Source organism: Pseudomonas sp. MF6767, assembly GCF_016405475.1.
Taxonomy (GTDB): Bacteria; Pseudomonadota; Gammaproteobacteria; order Pseudomonadales; family Pseudomonadaceae; genus Aquipseudomonas; species Aquipseudomonas paracarnis.
The window spans coordinates 33,250-48,652 of record NZ_JAEKCY010000021.1; the positions used below are offsets into that span (position 1 = coordinate 33,250).

Here is a 15,403-nt window from a genome sequence, read left to right on the forward strand (position 1 = left end):
GCACAAGCGGTGACTGGTAGGATGTCGCCGCGCGGGAGCTTGCTCCCGCGTTGGCGTGTCTGGGGTATGCGAATTTTTACAGCATGCGACAACGCTCGGATGCTGGCGGTGTGAACGGGAATGCTCCTGCTTTCCGAATGACAGTCACCGCGTTTTTGGCCGGCTCCCTGGCTAAAAGCAGTAATGACCAGGATCGTTGAATTGACGTGAGTTGGGTCCGGGCCTGTATTGGGGCTCAACGAGTTTGGCAGGGTTCAGGAGGGCCAGGTCGAACGTCCTTAAGAGTGCAAAGACTTATGGCAAAGCGTGACTATTACGAAGTATTGGGTGTGGAGCGTGGCGCCAGCGAGGCGGACCTGAAGAAGGCCTACCGTCGCCTGGCGATGAAACACCACCCGGACCGTAATCCGGATAACAAAGAATCCGAAGAGATGTTCAAAGAGGCCAACGAGGCCTACGAATGCCTGTGTGATCCCAATAAGCGTGCGGCTTACGACCAGTATGGCCATGCTGGCGTCGACCCGAGCATGGGTGGCGGCGGTGCCGGTTTTGGTGGCCAGAACTTCTCCGATATTTTCGGCGACGTATTCAGCGACTTCTTCGGCGGCGGCCGGGGCGGCCAGCGTGGTGGCCCTCAGCGCGGCAGTGACTTGCGTTACACCCTGGAGCTGAACCTGGAAGAAGCCGTGCGCGGCACCAGTGTCAATATCCGTGTGCCGACGCTGGTCAACTGCAAGCCGTGCGACGGCTCGGGTGCGAAGAAAGGCTCCTCGCCGATCACTTGCCCGACCTGCGGCGGTATCGGGCAGGTGCGCATGCAGCAGGGCTTCTTCTCGGTGCAGCAAACCTGCCCGCGTTGCCATGGCCAGGGCAAGATCATTTCCGATCCGTGCGATTCCTGCCACGGCGAAGGCCGCGTCGAAGAGTACAAGACGCTGTCGGTGAAAGTACCGGCGGGTGTGGATACCGGTGATCGTATTCGCCTGTCGGGCGAAGGCGAGGCGGGCGCCCAGGGTGGCCCCACGGGCGACCTGTACGTGGTGATCAATGTGCGCGAGCACTCGATCTTCCAGCGTGACGGCAAGCACTTGTTCTGCGAAGTGCCGATCAGCTTTGTTGATGCGGCCCTGGGTGGCGAGCTGGAGATTCCGACGCTGGATGGTCGGGTCAAGCTCAAGATTCCCGAGGGGACTCAGACCGGCAAGCAGTTCCGCATTCGTGGCAAGGGCGTTGCGCCCGTGCGCGGTGGCGGTGCTGGCGACCTGATGTGCCGTGTGGCGGTGGAAACTCCGGTGAACCTGAATCGTCGTCAGCGTGAACTGCTGGAAGAGTTCCGCAGCTCGCTGGAAGGCGATGACTCGCACTCGCCGAAGACTACGGGCTTCTTCGACGGTGTAAAACGCTTCTTCGGCGACCTGTAAGGATCTGAATATGCGACGTATAGCCGTAATGGGCGCTGCCGGGCGCATGGGCAAGACGCTGGTCGAGGCGGTGCAGCAACGCTCGCCGGCCTCCGGGCTGACGGCGGCGATTGTTCGCCCAGGCAGTACGTTGATCGGCGCGGACGCAGGTGAGTTGGCCTCGTTGGGTCGCATCGGTGTTTCGTTGTCTGGCAACCTTGAGCAGGTGGCGGACGAATTCGACGTGCTGATCGACTTCACCTTGCCGGAAGTGATGCTGAAAAATCTGGCCTTCTGCCGTAGGGCGGGCAAGGCCATGGTGATTGGTACCACCGGTTTGAGTGCCGAGCAGAAACAGTTGCTAGTGGAGGCGGGCAAGGATATTCCGATCGTCTTCGCCGCCAACTTCAGTGTGGGCGTGAACCTGTCGCTGAAGTTGTTGGACCTGGCGGCGCGCGTGCTAGGTGACGAGGCTGATATCGAGATTATCGAGACTCATCACCGTCACAAGATCGACGCTCCGTCGGGCACTGCGTTGCGCATGGGTGAAGCTATTGCCGATGCGCTGGGCCGCGACTTGTCGAAAGTGGCGGTATACGGGCGTGAAGGCCACACCGGTGAGCGCGCACGCGACACCATCGGTTTTGCAACCGTGCGCGGTGGTGATGTGGTTGGCGATCACACCGTGCTGTTCGCCACCGAAGGCGAGCGCCTGGAGATCACGCACAAAGCCTCCAGCCGCATGACTTTCGCCAAGGGCGCGGTGCGTGCTGCGCTTTGGTTGGACGGCCGCGAGCCGGGCCTGTACGACATGCGTGACGTGCTGGACCTGCACTAAGCAGTAGCTAAAACGGGGGCTCAGGATTATCCTGTGGCCCCGTTTTTACCCGCTAGGCGACGTCCTGTCGCATTCCCCTGCCTTTAAGGCTCATTAGCGGTGGACCAAAAAAGCCTTTTTCTGTAAGCTACAGCTTTAGTGTGTCCACTAAAAGCGCGCAGAATAATTCAGTGAAGAAGCGGGGTGACGTGTCCATACGTCACTCCGCTTTTTTACAACCTGCGATCGCCCTTTCAGGCTTTATTTACGGGAGGTCTTCTTGACTAAGCCAGCCATACTCGCCCTTGCTGATGGCAGCATTTTTCGCGGCGAAGCCATTGGAGCCGACGGTCAGACCGTTGGAGAGGTGGTGTTTAACACTGCCATGACCGGCTATCAGGAAATCCTTACCGATCCTTCCTACGCCCAACAGATCGTTACCCTGACCTATCCGCACATCGGCAACACCGGCACTACGCCGGAAGATGTCGAGTCTGATCGTGTCTGGTCGGCGGGCCTGGTGATTCGTGACCTGCCACTGGTTGCGAGCAACTGGCGTAACACGATGTCGCTGTCCGATTACCTGAAAGCCAACAACGTTGTGGCGATCGCCGGTATCGATACGCGCCGCCTCACGCGCATCCTGCGTGAAAAAGGCTCGCAGAACGGCTGCATCATGGTCGGTGACAATATCTCCGAAGAGGCGGCGATTGCCGCGGCGCAAGGTTTCCCTGGCCTGAAGGGCATGGACCTGGCGAAAGTCGTCAGCGTCAAAGAGAAGTACGAGTGGCGTTCCACTGTGTGGGATCTGAAGACCGACAGCCACGCGACTATCGAGGCTGCCGATCTGCCTTACCACGTGGTCGCCTATGACTACGGCGTCAAGTACAACATCCTGCGCATGCTGGTCGAGCGCGGTTGCCGTGTGACCGTGGTGCCCGCGCAAACCCCTGCCAGCGATGTGCTCGCGATGCAGCCGGACGGTGTGTTCCTGTCCAACGGCCCGGGTGACCCTGAGCCATGCGACTACGCTATCCAGGCCATCAAGGACGTGCTGGAGACCGAGATTCCGGTGTTCGGCATCTGCCTTGGCCACCAGTTGCTGGCTTTGGCCTCCGGCGCCAAGACCCTGAAAATGGGCCACGGCCACCACGGCGCCAACCACCCGGTACAAGACCTGGACACTGGCGTTGTGATGATCACCAGCCAGAACCACGGTTTTGCGGTGGATGAAGCCTCCCTGCCGAGCAATGTGCGCGCCATTCACAAGTCGCTGTTCGACGGTTCCCTGCAAGGCATCGAGCGCACCGACAAGAGCGCGTTCAGCTTCCAGGGCCACCCTGAAGCCAGCCCGGGCCCGAACGACGTAGCGCCGCTGTTCGACCGTTTCATCAATGAGATGGCCAAGCGACGCTGACTGAGTGGCCTGCGGGCGGCCCCGGATTGCGGTGGCCCCCGCAGGCTCTTCAAAGATTGTTCAAGACGGCTTGCCGACTGACCTGCGGATTTGAGTGACAAACCCATGCCAAAACGTACAGACATAAAAAGCATCCTGATTCTCGGCGCTGGCCCGATCGTGATCGGCCAGGCCTGCGAATTCGACTACTCCGGCGCCCAGGCCTGTAAAGCCCTGCGCGAGGAGGGCTACCGCGTCATCCTGGTGAACTCCAACCCGGCCACCATCATGACCGACCCGGCCATGGCCGACGCCACCTACATCGAGCCGATCAAGTGGCAGACCGTTGCCAAGATCATCGAAAAAGAGCGTCCGGACGCGCTGCTGCCAACCATGGGTGGCCAGACCGCTCTGAACTGCGCCTTGGACCTGGAGCGCGAAGGCGTCCTGGAAAAGTTCGGCGTAGAGATGATCGGCGCCAATGCCGACACCATCGACAAGGCTGAAGACCGTTCGCGTTTCGACAAGGCCATGAAGTCCATCGGCCTGGCGTGCCCGCGTTCCGGTATCGCCCACAGCATGGAAGAGGCCAACGCGGTCCTCGAGACCCTGGGCTTCCCATGCATCATCCGTCCGTCGTTCACCATGGGCGGCACCGGCGGCGGTATCGCTTACAACCGTGAAGAGTTCGAAGAAATCTGCGCCCGTGGCCTGGATCTGTCGCCGACCAAAGAGCTGCTGATCGACGAGTCGCTGATCGGCTGGAAAGAATACGAGATGGAGGTGGTCCGCGATAAGAAGGACAACTGCATCATCGTCTGCTCCATCGAAAACTTCGACCCGATGGGCGTGCACACCGGTGACTCGATCACCGTGGCTCCGGCACAGACCCTGACCGACAAGGAATACCAGATCCTGCGTAACGCCTCCCTGGCGGTACTGCGCGAGATCGGCGTTGAAACCGGCGGTTCCAACGTTCAGTTCGGCATCTGCCCGGACACCGGCCGCATGGTCGTGATCGAGATGAACCCACGTGTATCGCGTTCTTCGGCCCTGGCCTCGAAAGCGACGGGCTTCCCGATTGCGCGTATCGCCGCCAAGCTGGCTATCGGCTACACCCTGGACGAGCTGCAAAACGAAATCACCGGCGGCGCTATGCCGGCGTCTTTCGAGCCGTCTATCGACTACGTCGTGACCAAGCTGCCGCGCTTTGCCTTCGAGAAATTCGCCAAGGCTGATGCGCGCCTGACCACCCAGATGAAGTCTGTTGGTGAAGTCATGGCGATCGGCCGCACCTTCCAGGAATCCTTGCAGAAAGCCCTGCGCGGCCTGGAAGTTGGTGTTTGCGGCCTGGACGAGAAGCTCGACCTGAGCAGCCCGGAAAGCATGAGCATCCTCAAGCGCGAGCTGACCGTGCCGGGCGCCGAGCGTATCTGGTACGTGGCTGACGCCTTCCGTGCCGGCCTGAGCGTCGAAGATATCTTCGGCATGAACATGATCGACCCGTGGTTCCTGGTGCAGATCGAAGATCTGATCAAGGAAGAAGAGAAGGTCAAGACGCTGGGTCTGTCGTCTATCGACCGCGACCTGATGTTCCGCCTCAAGCGCAAAGGTTTCTCCGACCAGCGTCTGGCCAAGCTGCTGGGTGTGACCGAGAAGAACCTGCGTACTCATCGCCACAAGCTGGATATCTTCCCGGTCTACAAGCGCGTTGATACCTGCGCCGCAGAGTTCGCCACCGACACGGCCTACATGTACTCCACCTACGAGGAAGAGTGCGAAGCCGCGCCGACAGGCCGCGACAAGATCATCATCCTGGGTGGCGGTCCGAACCGTATCGGCCAAGGTATCGAGTTCGACTACTGCTGCGTACACGCCGCCCTCGCCCTGCGCGAAGACGGGTACGAGACCATTATGGTCAACTGCAACCCTGAAACGGTTTCCACTGACTACGACACTTCCGACCGCTTGTACTTCGAGCCGGTAACGCTGGAAGATGTATTGGAAATCTGCCGCGTCGAGAAGCCTAAAGGCGTGATCGTCCAGTACGGCGGCCAGACCCCGTTGAAACTGGCGCGTGCCCTGGAAGCTGCCGGCGTACCGATCATCGGTACCAGCCCGGACGCTATCGACCGTGCCGAAGACCGTGAGCGCTTCCAGCAGATGGTTGAGCGCCTGAACCTGCGTCAGCCGCCGAACGCCACCGTGCGCAGCGAAGACGAAGCCATCCGTGCGGCCAGCAAGATCGGCTACCCGCTGGTGGTGCGTCCGTCCTACGTACTGGGCGGCCGGGCGATGGAAATCGTCTACGAAGAAGAAGAACTCAAGCGCTACCTGCGTGATGCGGTGAAAGTCTCCAACGACAGCCCGGTGCTGCTGGACCACTTCCTCAACTGCGCCATCGAAATGGACGTGGACGCGGTTTGCGACGGTACTGACGTCGTGATCGGCGCCATCATGCAGCACATCGAACAAGCCGGCGTTCACTCCGGTGACTCCGCGTGCTCGCTGCCGCCGTACTCGCTGCCGGCGCACATTCAGGACGAGATGCGCGAACAGGTCAAGAAAATGGCCCTGGAACTGGGTGTGGTCGGCCTGATGAACGTACAGTTGGCGCTGCAAGGCGAAGACATCTACGTCATCGAAGTCAACCCGCGTGCCTCGCGTACCGTACCGTTCGTGTCCAAGTGCATCGGTGTGTCCCTTGCCATGATCGCTGCGCGTGTGATGGCCGGTAAGACCCTGAAGGAAATCGGCTTTACCAAGGAAATCATTCCGAACTTCTACAGTGTGAAAGAGGCGGTGTTCCCGTTCGCCAAATTCCCTGGGGTGGACCCGATCCTAGGCCCAGAGATGAAGTCCACCGGTGAAGTGATGGGCGTGGGCGATACCTTCGGTGAAGCGTTCGCCAAGGCCCAGATGGGTGCCAGCGAAGTGCTGCCGACCGGCGGTACTGCGTTTATCAGCGTACGTGATGACGACAAGCCACTGGTTGCAGGGGTCGCCCGCGATCTGATCAACTTGGGTTTTGAAGTCGTGGCTACCGCCGGGACCGCCAAGCTGATCGAAGCTGCCGGCCTGAAAGTACGTCGCGTGAACAAGGTGACGGAAGGCCGTCCGCATGTGGTCGACATGATCAAGAATGACGAAGTCACCCTGATCATCAACACCACCGAAGGTCGCCAGTCGATCGCGGACTCCTATTCCATTCGTCGTAATGCCTTGCAGCACAAGATTTACTGCACCACTACCATTGCTGCTGGCGAAGCTATCTGTGAAGCGCTGAAGTTCGGTCCGGAAAAGACCGTGCGTCGCTTGCAGGATCTACACGCAGGATTGAAGGCATGAGCATAACCAAATACCCGATGACCGTTCAGGGCGCGCGCGCCCTGGAAGAGGAGCACGCCCATCTGACCAAGGTCGTACGTCCAAAGCTGAGCCAGGACATCGGTACGGCCCGCGAACTGGGTGACTTGAAGGAAAACGCCGAATACCACGCTGCTCGCGAGCAGCAGGGTATGGTCGAGGCGCGGATTCGTGACATCGAAGGCCGTATGCAGAATGCGGTGATCATCGATGTCACCACCATTCCGCATACCGGCAAGGTGATTTTCGGCACGACCGTGGAAATCGCCAACGTCGAGACCGACGAAAGCGTGACCTACCAGATCGTGGGTGAGGATGAGGCTGACTTCAAGCAAGGCAAGATCTCTGTCGGCTCACCGATTGCTCGCGCCTTGATTGCCAAGGAAGAAGGCGACGTGGTTGCCGTGAAAACGCCGAGCGGTGTCATTGAGTACGAGATTGTCGAAGTTCGTCACATCTGAAAGGCGGCGCCCGCTGCGTGCGGGCGCCATGCTTTGGCAGCTCTCTCAGATGCTTTGGGTGGGTGGCCTATGGCTGTTACATATTGGCGTGTTGCCGGCGTTGGGCCTGATTGGCCTGGCGCCGCTGCTGATCGATGAGATCGACGGATTGCTGAGTGCGTTGCTGGTGGGTTTTGCGGCGGCGTGCGTGATGCTTCAGGCGTTGGTGCTGATCACGGCCGAAGGCTTGAAGAGTTTGTGGCGGGATATTCGCGGCCAACTGCTGTTGATGGCGCTGTATGCATGCGCAATGTTTTGTATGGTGCATGTGTGGCTGCCGCAAGCGTTGCGCTGGCAGTTGTTCAGCTATCTTGTGCTAGGGTTCTCTGGCTTGGTGCTGGTTGCGCAGCCTGCGCCGGGATGGAGTGGCGGGGCGCGCGAAGCACGCCCTTGACCCTTTTCATCATTTGAAGCGATGAACGTTCGACAGTTGCTTGTTGACGCTGAAGTTCTTGCGATACAGCAGCGCCATCTTGCCGATGACCTGAACCAGGTCCGCTTTGCCGACCTTGCACAGTTCTGCAACGGCAGCCAGGCGCGCTTCGCGATCAAGGATGTTGACCTTGATCTTGATCAGTTCGTGATCGTTCAGTGCGCGCTCGAATTCGGCTAGCACACCCTCAGTCAAACCGTTGTCTGCCACAATCAGAACTGGTTTCAGATGGTGGCCAATGGATTTGTACTGTTTCTTCTGCTCTTGAGTGAGCGGCATAATCTGACCCCTGCGTCTGATCTTGTAAAAAGCGGCGGCCAGTTTACCCGAGCGAGTCCGGGACCGCCCAGTTAATCACGACCCGTTTTATTTTTTCGAGGTGGCCCGTGGCCCGTTCCAAAACCAGCCTTAAGTGGCTACAAGAACATTTCAATGATCCTTACGTCAAAAAGGCGCAAAAGGACGGCTACCGTTCCCGGGCCAGCTACAAGCTGCTGGAGATCCAGGACAAGGACAAATTGATTCGTCCAGGCATGAGCGTTATTGATCTCGGCGCGGCCCCCGGTGGCTGGTCCCAGGTGACCAGTCGTCTGATTGGTGGGCAAGGCCGATTGATCGCTTCGGACATCCTCGAGATGGATAGCATCCCGGACGTGACCTTTGTTCACGGCGATTTTACCGAGGACAAAGTATTGGCCGAGATCCTGGAGGCTGTGGGAAATTCGCAGGTAGACCTTGTGATTTCCGACATGGCCCCCAATATGAGTGGATTACCGGCTGTTGATATGCCGCGTGCCATGTTCCTGTGTGAACTGGCGCTGGATCTGGCGGGTCGGGTGTTGCGTCCGGGTGGCGATTTCCTGGTGAAGGTGTTCCAGGGCGAAGGTTTCGACGAGTACCACAAGAACATTCGCAAGTTGTTCGACAAGGTACAGACACGCAAGCCGGACTCATCCCGTGACCGGTCCAGGGAGCAGTATCTGCTGTGCCGTGGCTTCCGCGGTGTCGAAGGCGCGGCAAGTGAAGAGCGTTTTTGAGAAATTCGAGGGGGGCGATAGGTTTTTTTATATCGCTTTCGTCACGAAGCTTTACGAATATTGTGTAGTCAAAGTTTCACAAAGGGTTACAGACGGCGCCTGCCAGAGTTGTAGGTAATGTAGTAAGTTAGGCCGGTGAATATCATGCGAAGCGCGCGCCAGTAGCGGAGCTTGCTTCAGAGGGTAGTTAATTGAACGATATGGCAAAGAATCTGATCCTGTGGTTGATCATCGCGGCTGTCCTGGTGACGGTGATGAACAACTTCTCCAGCCCTAACGAGCCGCAGACCCTCAACTATTCCGACTTCATCCAGCAAGTTAAGGATGGCAAGGTCGAGCGCGTAGCGGTTGATGGCTACGTGATTACCGGTAAGCGCAACGATGGCGACAGCTTCAAGACCATTCGTCCTGCCATTCAGGACAACGGTCTCATCGGTGACCTGGTGGATAACAAGGTCATTGTGGAAGGCAAGCAGCCTGAACAGCAAAGCATCTGGACCCAGCTCCTGGTGGCCAGCTTCCCGATCCTGGTGATTATCGCCGTGTTCATGTTCTTCATGCGCCAGATGCAAGGTGGTGCGGGAGGCAAGGGCGGGCCGATGAGCTTCGGCAAGAGCAAGGCGCGCCTGCTCTCCGAAGATCAGGTGAAGACCACCCTGGCTGACGTTGCAGGTTGCGACGAAGCCAAGGAAGAAGTCGGCGAGTTGGTCGAGTTCCTGCGTGATCCGGGCAAGTTCCAGCGCCTGGGTGGCCGTATTCCTCGCGGTGTGCTGATGGTGGGCCCGCCGGGTACCGGTAAAACCTTGCTGGCCAAGGCGATTGCCGGCGAAGCCAAGGTGCCTTTCTTCACGATTTCCGGTTCTGACTTCGTCGAGATGTTTGTCGGCGTCGGCGCCAGCCGCGTTCGCGATATGTTCGAGCAGGCCAAGAAGCACGCGCCATGCATCATCTTTATCGACGAAATCGATGCCGTTGGTCGCCATCGTGGCGCTGGCATGGGTGGCGGTCACGATGAGCGTGAGCAGACCCTCAACCAGTTGCTGGTAGAGATGGATGGTTTCGAGATGAATGACGGCATTATCGTCATCGCCGCAACCAACCGTCCGGACGTGCTGGACCCTGCGTTGCTGCGTCCGGGCCGTTTCGACCGCCAGGTTGTGGTCGGCCTGCCGGACATCCGTGGCCGTGAGCAGATCCTGAAAGTACACATGCGCAAGGTGCCGATGGGTGACGACGTGGCTCCGGCTGTGATCGCCCGTGGTACTCCCGGCTTCTCCGGTGCTGACCTGGCAAACCTGGTCAACGAGGCGTCGCTGTTCGCTGCCCGTACTGGCAAGCGCATCGTTGAGATGAAAGAGTTCGAATTGGCGAAAGACAAGATCATGATGGGCGCCGAGCGCAAATCCATGGTCATGTCCGAGAAAGAGAAGCAGAACACCGCTTATCACGAGGCCGGCCACGCCATTGTAGGTCGCGTTGTGCCAGAGCATGACCCCGTCTACAAAGTGTCGATCATTCCCCGTGGTCGGGCACTGGGCGTGACCATGTTCCTGCCGGAAGAGGATCGTTACAGCCTCTCCAAGCGTGCGCTGATCAGCCAGATCTGCTCGCTGTATGGTGGCCGTATTGCTGAAGAAATGACCCTTGGCTTCGACGGTGTGACCACTGGTGCCTCCAATGACATCATGCGTGCCAGCCAGATCGCACGAAACATGGTGACCAAGTGGGGCTTGTCGGAAAAACTCGGCCCATTGATGTACGCCGAAGAAGAAGGCGAAGTGTTCCTCGGCCGTGGCGGCGGTGGGCAAAGCGCCAGCTTCTCGGGTGAGACAGCCAAGCTGATCGACTCCGAGGTTCGCAGCATCATTGACCAGTGCTACGGCACGGCCAAGCAGATCCTGACTGACAACCGTGACAAGCTGGACGCCATGGCTGATGCGTTGATGAAGTACGAAACCATCGATGCCGACCAGATCGACGACATCATGTCGGGCCGTACGCCGCGTGAGCCGCGCGACTGGGAAGGTGGTTCGGGTACTTCGGGCACTCCGCCTGTGGTGCAGAATGAGCGCCCTGAAACGCCTATCGGCGGCCCGGCAGCTGATCACTAAGGTTTGAAATGACTTCTGCTTTGTCCTCTACCCGGTTGCCTTGCGGCAACCGGGTTCTTGATTTGGCCCGGACGCATGTCATGGGCATCCTCAATGTAACCCCTGACTCCTTTTCCGATGGTGGCCGCTTCAGCCAGTTGGATGCCGCGTTGCGTCATGCGGAGGCTATGGTGGCTGCCGGTGCGACCCTGATTGATGTGGGTGGGGAATCGACCCGCCCCGGCGCCCGCGTTGTTTCTCCTTTGGAGGAGCTAGAGCGGGTGGCGCCCGTGGTCGAACGTATTGCCCGTGAGCTGGATGTCATCATCTCGGTAGACACCTCCACCCCGGCAGTGATGCGCGAAACCGCGCGGCTGGGGGCTGGGTTGATCAACGATGTGCGTTCGCTGCAGCGTGATGGAGCCCTTGATGCGGCCGCCGCAACGGGCCTGCCCGTCTGTCTGATGCATATGCTGGGTGAGCCCGGCAACATGCAGGACAATCCGCACTACGACGATCTGGTCGGCGAGGTGAGTGGGTTTCTTGCTGAGAGGATTGCCCAATGTGTGGCTGTGGGTATTGCGCCGGAGCAGATCATCCTCGATCCGGGGTTTGGCTTTGCCAAGACCCTGCAGCACAATCTAAGCCTGTTCAAACACATGGAAGCGCTGCACGCCCTTGGTCGCCCGCTGTTGGTCGGTGTTTCGCGCAAGAGCATGATAGGGCTCGCCCTGAATCGCCCGGTCGGCGAACGCCTGTATGGCGGCTTGGCGCTTGCGGCGCTTGCCGTGACCAAGGGCGCACGTATTTTGCGTGTGCATGATGTCGCCGAAACGGTCGATGTGGTGCGCATGCTCGCTGCTGTAGAATCAGCTGAATAAGAATGATGGAGCACTTATGACTAAAAAATATTTTGGCACCGACGGCATTCGTGGTCGGGTCGGCGAATTTCCGATCACTCCTGATTTCATGCTCAAGCTGGGTTGGGCGGCAGGCATGGCGTTCCGCAGCATGGGCGCGTGTCGCATCCTGGTGGGCAAGGACACCCGTATTTCGGGCTACATGTTTGAGTCTGCGCTGGAGGCCGGGTTGTCCGCCGCCGGGGCCGATGTGATGCTGTTGGGGCCTATGCCCACGCCGGCAATCGCTTACCTGACGCGTACCTTCCACGCTGAAGCCGGTATTGTGATCAGCGCCTCCCACAATCCTCATGATGACAATGGCATCAAGTTTTTCTCGGGGCAAGGCACCAAGCTGCCTGACGAGATCGAGTTGATGATCGAGGAGCTGCTGGACGCGCCGATGACGGTGGTCGAGTCCAGCAAGCTGGGCAAGGTGTCGCGCATTAACGACGCGTCAGGCCGCTATATCGAATTCTGTAAAAGCAGCGTCCCGAGCAGCACCAATTTTGCAGGCTTGAAGATTGTTGTCGATTGCGCCCATGGGGCGACCTACAAGGTGGCGCCGAGCGTCTTCAAGGAGTTGGGCGCACAGGTCACCGTGCTGTCGGCTCAGCCCAACGGCTTGAACATCAACGACAACTGCGGTTCCACCCACATGGAGCAGCTGCAGGCTGCTGTGCTGGCTGAGCATGCGGACCTGGGCATCGCTTTTGATGGCGATGGCGACCGCGTGCTGATGGTGGATCACACTGGCACGATCGTGGATGGTGATGACCTGTTGTTCATCATTGCCCGTGACCTGCATGAGCGTAACAAGCTGCAAGGTGGCGTGGTCGGCACCCTGATGAGTAATCTCGGGCTGGAATTGGCGTTGGCAGAACTGGGGATTCCCTTTATTCGCGCCAATGTCGGTGACCGCTACGTGATCGCCGAGCTGCTGGAGCGTAACTGGTTGGTCGGCGGCGAGAACTCCGGGCACGTGGTCTGCTTCCAGCACACCACCACGGGTGACGCGATCATCGCCGCGCTACAGGTGCTGTTGGCCCTGCGTCGCCGCGAGGAGAGCCTGGCCCAGGCGCGTCAAGCCCTGCGCAAGTGCCCGCAAGTGCTGCTCAATGTGCGTTTTGCCGGTGGCGAAAACCCCATCGAGCACCCTGCTGTCAAAGAGGCTTGCGAGCGCGTGACCCAGGCAATGGCGGGGCGCGGGCGTGTGTTGCTGCGCAAGTCCGGCACAGAGCCGCTGGTGCGTGTGATGGTCGAAGGCGAGGACGAAACACAGGTTCGCGGCCATGCCGAAGACCTGGCAAAACTGGTAACTGAAGTTTGCGCCTGAATTCGGCTTGCCAGTGATGATGTGGTTGGGTAACATCTGCGCCCACTTTGACCGACGGGGTACAGCATGCGTCGCACTATGGTAGCTGGTAACTGGAAGATGCACGGTACCCGCGCCAGTGTCGCTGAGCTGATCAACGGCCTTCGTCACTTGGCCTTGCCTAGCGGTGTTGACGTCGCGGTGTTCCCGCCTTGCTTGCATATCAACCAAGTGGTTGATGGCTTGAAGGGCAAGTCGATTCAGGTCGGCGCGCAGAACTCTGCGGTAGAGCCGATGCAAGGTGCGTTGACCGGCGAGATTTCGCCGAGTCAGCTGGTTGATGCGGGTTGTTCCTATGTGCTTGTCGGGCACTCCGAGCGTCGCCAGATGATGGGCGAGCGGGATGGGACGCTCAACCGCAAGTTCGCCGCAGCACAGGCTTGTGGCTTGATTCCGGTGTTGTGCATAGGGGAGACCCTTGAGCAGCGCGAATCGGGCAAGACTCTTGAAGTTGTCTCGCGTCAGCTGGGCAGCATCATCGAGGAGCTGGGTGTTGGTGCATTTGCAAAGGCAGTTATTGCTTACGAGCCGGTCTGGGCCATTGGCACCGGGCTGACTGCTACACCGCAACAGGCGCAGGATGTGCACGCAGCCATCCGCGCGCAGTTGGCGGCAGAGAATTCTGAAGTCGCACAAGGTGTGCGGCTTCTATACGGCGGCAGCGTGAAGGCGGCCAATGCGGTCGAACTGTTCGGCATGCCGGATATCGATGGGGGGCTCATTGGTGGAGCTTCCCTGAATGCAGATGAGTTCGGTGCGATCTGTCGCGCCGCGGGAAACTGAAAAAATGCTGGAAACAGTCGTAGTCGTTTTTCATCTGTTGGCTGCCCTGAGCGTAGTTGCTCTGGTTTTGTTGCAACAGGGTAAAGGTGCGGATGCTGGTGCGTCTTTCGGTGCAGGTGCTTCAAATACTGTGTTCGGAAGCCAAGGTTCCTCTACCTTTCTTAGTAAGTTTACTGCTATACTTGCCGCAGGTTTCTTCATAACCAGCTTAGGGTTAGGTTACTTTGCTAAAGAGAAAGCTCATGTGCTGACTCAAGTAGGTTTGCCAAACCCAGCGGTGTTGGAAGTTCCAAAAGCAAAACCGGCTTCTGATGATGTCCCGGTGCTTCAAGAGCAAAAGTCGGCTACTCCAGCGACTGACGTACCTCCAGCTCAAGAGCAGAAGTAGGAAGGGTTGTAAGCGCTGTATTGCCGAGGTGGTGGAATTGGTAGACACGCAACCTTGAGGTGGTTGTGCCCATAGGGTGTAGGGGTTCGAGTCCCCTTCTCGGTACCAATTATCAGGAGAGCCCGCTGTTGCGGGCTTTCTTGTAGGTGGAAGGTTACATTGACCCTGTAAGGGATCGGTCGTATACTTCCGCCCCAGCTTTGTCGCGGGGTGGAGCAGTCTGGTAGCTCGTCGGGCTCATAACCCGAAGGTCGTCGGTTCAAATCCGGCCCCCGCAACCAGTTTTAGCGGAGCCCCTTTTAAGGGGCTTTTTGTTAGCTGGACACTTTCAACGCCGCTGTTCGACGGCGTTTCAAGGATGGGCGTTTCGCCCATTTTTTTATTTTGCACAGCATGCACATACATGCACGAGGGGGTTCAGGTGTCGAGCAAGCTAGAAGAGTTGCAGGCCTTGTTGGCCCCGGTGGTCGTGGCCCTAGGCTATGAATGCTGGGGTATTGAGTTTTCGGCTCAAGGTCGCCACTCAATGTTGCGCGTTTATATCGATAAAGAGGGCGGCGTGCTGGTGGACGATTGTGCCATTGTCAGCCGTCAGATCAGCGGTGTGCTGGATGTTGAAGATCCAATCTCCGTTGAATACACCCTTGAAGTTTCCTCGCCAGGCATGGAACGCCCACTGTTCACTATCGAGCAGTTTGCTAAATATGCCGGTGAACAAGTGAAGATCAAGCTGCGCTCCCCCTTTGAAGGGCGACGCAACTTTCAGGGCCTTCTGCGCGGTGTAGAAGAGCAGGATGTCGTGGTGCAGGTAGAAGACCACGAGTTCCTGTTGCCGATCGATATGATCGACAAGGCCAACATTATTCCCAGTTTTGACTGAGACGCGGATCCCGCGGATCCAATGGCTTGCGAAAGGCGA

Annotated in this window: 14 protein-coding genes and 2 tRNA genes; 15 read left to right on the forward strand and 1 reads right to left on the reverse strand. The window is 58.7% G+C overall.

Annotation, left to right across the window (positions count from 1 at the left end; genetic code table 11):
- Nucleotides 1–296 precede the first annotated feature (296 nt).
- The 6 genes from dnaJ to JFT58_RS24940 all read left to right on the forward strand — a co-directional run bounded on the left by dnaJ (nucleotide 297) and on the right by JFT58_RS24940 (nucleotide 7,873).
- Nucleotides 297–1,421 (forward strand): molecular chaperone DnaJ, encoded by a 1,125-nt coding sequence (gene dnaJ / locus JFT58_RS24915; protein WP_054896114.1) that lies wholly within the window; start codon nucleotides 297–299, stop codon nucleotides 1,419–1,421.
- A 10-nt stretch (nucleotides 1,422–1,431) separates the two neighbouring features.
- The gene (gene dapB, locus JFT58_RS24920; protein WP_054896113.1) at nucleotides 1,432–2,238 is read left to right on the forward strand and encodes a 4-hydroxy-tetrahydrodipicolinate reductase; all 807 of its coding nucleotides are present in this window, start codon (nucleotides 1,432–1,434) and stop codon (nucleotides 2,236–2,238) included.
- A gap of 259 nt (nucleotides 2,239–2,497) precedes the next feature.
- Nucleotides 2,498–3,634, forward strand: coding sequence for a glutamine-hydrolyzing carbamoyl-phosphate synthase small subunit (gene carA, locus JFT58_RS24925; RefSeq protein ID WP_003194208.1), 1,137 nt, complete (start codon nucleotides 2,498–2,500; stop codon nucleotides 3,632–3,634).
- Between the two features lie 105 nt (nucleotides 3,635–3,739).
- Nucleotides 3,740–6,961: a carbamoyl-phosphate synthase large subunit gene (gene carB, locus JFT58_RS24930; protein ID WP_054898018.1), complete on the forward strand. Its 3,222-nt coding sequence runs from the start codon at nucleotides 3,740–3,742 to the stop codon at nucleotides 6,959–6,961.
- A 2-nt stretch (nucleotides 6,962–6,963) separates the two neighbouring features.
- Nucleotides 6,964–7,440: a transcription elongation factor GreA gene (greA, locus tag JFT58_RS24935; protein ID WP_032873232.1), complete on the forward strand. Its 477-nt coding sequence runs from the start codon at nucleotides 6,964–6,966 to the stop codon at nucleotides 7,438–7,440.
- A gap of 28 nt (nucleotides 7,441–7,468) precedes the next feature.
- Nucleotides 7,469–7,873 (forward strand): hypothetical protein, encoded by a 405-nt coding sequence (locus tag JFT58_RS24940; protein ID WP_054898019.1) that lies wholly within the window; start codon nucleotides 7,469–7,471, stop codon nucleotides 7,871–7,873.
- 9 nt (nucleotides 7,874–7,882) lie between these two features.
- Here the strand turns inward: JFT58_RS24940 and JFT58_RS24945 are convergent, their stop codons facing one another.
- Nucleotides 7,883–8,191: a YhbY family RNA-binding protein gene (locus JFT58_RS24945; RefSeq protein WP_003176146.1), complete on the reverse strand. Its 309-nt coding sequence runs from the start codon at nucleotides 8,189–8,191 to the stop codon at nucleotides 7,883–7,885.
- A 107-nt stretch (nucleotides 8,192–8,298) separates the two neighbouring features.
- Here JFT58_RS24945 and rlmE point away from each other — a divergent pair, with 107 nt between their 5' ends.
- The 9 genes from rlmE (at nucleotide 8,299) to rimP (ending at nucleotide 15,364) form a co-directional block, all read left to right on the forward strand.
- Nucleotides 8,299–8,949, forward strand: a complete 651-nt coding sequence (gene rlmE / locus JFT58_RS24950) for a 23S rRNA (uridine(2552)-2'-O)-methyltransferase RlmE (protein ID WP_014719954.1) — start codon at nucleotides 8,299–8,301, stop codon at nucleotides 8,947–8,949.
- Between the two features lie 200 nt (nucleotides 8,950–9,149).
- Entirely contained in the window at nucleotides 9,150–11,060 is a 1,911-nt protein-coding gene (ftsH, locus tag JFT58_RS24955; protein ID WP_034127004.1) for an ATP-dependent zinc metalloprotease FtsH, read from the forward strand.
- An 8-nt stretch (nucleotides 11,061–11,068) separates the two neighbouring features.
- Complete coding sequence (gene folP, locus JFT58_RS24960) at nucleotides 11,069–11,920, forward strand: dihydropteroate synthase (RefSeq protein WP_054898020.1); 852 nt, start codon at nucleotides 11,069–11,071, stop codon at nucleotides 11,918–11,920.
- 16 nt (nucleotides 11,921–11,936) lie between these two features.
- A complete protein-coding gene (gene glmM / locus JFT58_RS24965; protein ID WP_003194195.1) occupies nucleotides 11,937–13,274 on the forward strand; it encodes a phosphoglucosamine mutase in 1,338 nt (445 codons plus the stop codon).
- A 66-nt stretch (nucleotides 13,275–13,340) separates the two neighbouring features.
- Nucleotides 13,341–14,096, forward strand: coding sequence for a triose-phosphate isomerase (tpiA, locus tag JFT58_RS24970; protein ID WP_003194193.1), 756 nt, complete (start codon nucleotides 13,341–13,343; stop codon nucleotides 14,094–14,096).
- A gap of 4 nt (nucleotides 14,097–14,100) precedes the next feature.
- Nucleotides 14,101–14,484 (forward strand): preprotein translocase subunit SecG, encoded by a 384-nt coding sequence (secG, locus tag JFT58_RS24975; protein WP_003194191.1) that lies wholly within the window; start codon nucleotides 14,101–14,103, stop codon nucleotides 14,482–14,484.
- A gap of 22 nt (nucleotides 14,485–14,506) precedes the next feature.
- A tRNA-Leu gene (locus JFT58_RS24980) sits at nucleotides 14,507–14,592 on the forward strand.
- A 96-nt stretch (nucleotides 14,593–14,688) separates the two neighbouring features.
- Nucleotides 14,689–14,765, forward strand: a tRNA-Met gene (locus JFT58_RS24985).
- Nucleotides 14,766–14,905: 140 nt separating this feature from the next.
- The gene (gene rimP, locus JFT58_RS24990) at nucleotides 14,906–15,364 is read left to right on the forward strand and encodes a ribosome maturation factor RimP (protein WP_032873230.1); all 459 of its coding nucleotides are present in this window, start codon (nucleotides 14,906–14,908) and stop codon (nucleotides 15,362–15,364) included.
- Nucleotides 15,365–15,403: the final 39 nt, after the last annotated feature.

Bases quoted from the DNA above. Each gene is read 5' to 3' on its own strand.
- secG (WP_003194191.1), top strand. From the start codon at position 14,101: ATGCTGGAAACAGTCGTAGTCGTTTTTCATCTGTTGGCTGCCCTGAGC.
- ftsH (WP_034127004.1), top strand. From the start codon at position 9,150: ATGGCAAAGAATCTGATCCTGTGGTTGATCATCGCGGCTGTCCTGGTG.
- dapB (WP_054896113.1), top strand. From the start codon at position 1,432: ATGCGACGTATAGCCGTAATGGGCGCTGCCGGGCGCATGGGCAAGACG.
- JFT58_RS24940 (WP_054898019.1), top strand. From the start codon at position 7,469: ATGCTTTGGCAGCTCTCTCAGATGCTTTGGGTGGGTGGCCTATGGCTG.
- glmM (WP_003194195.1), top strand. From the start codon at position 11,937: ATGACTAAAAAATATTTTGGCACCGACGGCATTCGTGGTCGGGTCGGC.
- JFT58_RS24945 (WP_003176146.1), bottom strand. From the start codon at position 8,191: ATGCCGCTCACTCAAGAGCAGAAGAAACAGTACAAATCCATTGGCCAC.
- dnaJ (WP_054896114.1), top strand. From the start codon at position 297: ATGGCAAAGCGTGACTATTACGAAGTATTGGGTGTGGAGCGTGGCGCC.
- carB (WP_054898018.1), top strand. From the start codon at position 3,740: ATGCCAAAACGTACAGACATAAAAAGCATCCTGATTCTCGGCGCTGGC.
- folP (WP_054898020.1), top strand. From the start codon at position 11,069: ATGACTTCTGCTTTGTCCTCTACCCGGTTGCCTTGCGGCAACCGGGTT.
- tpiA (WP_003194193.1), top strand. From the start codon at position 13,341: ATGCGTCGCACTATGGTAGCTGGTAACTGGAAGATGCACGGTACCCGC.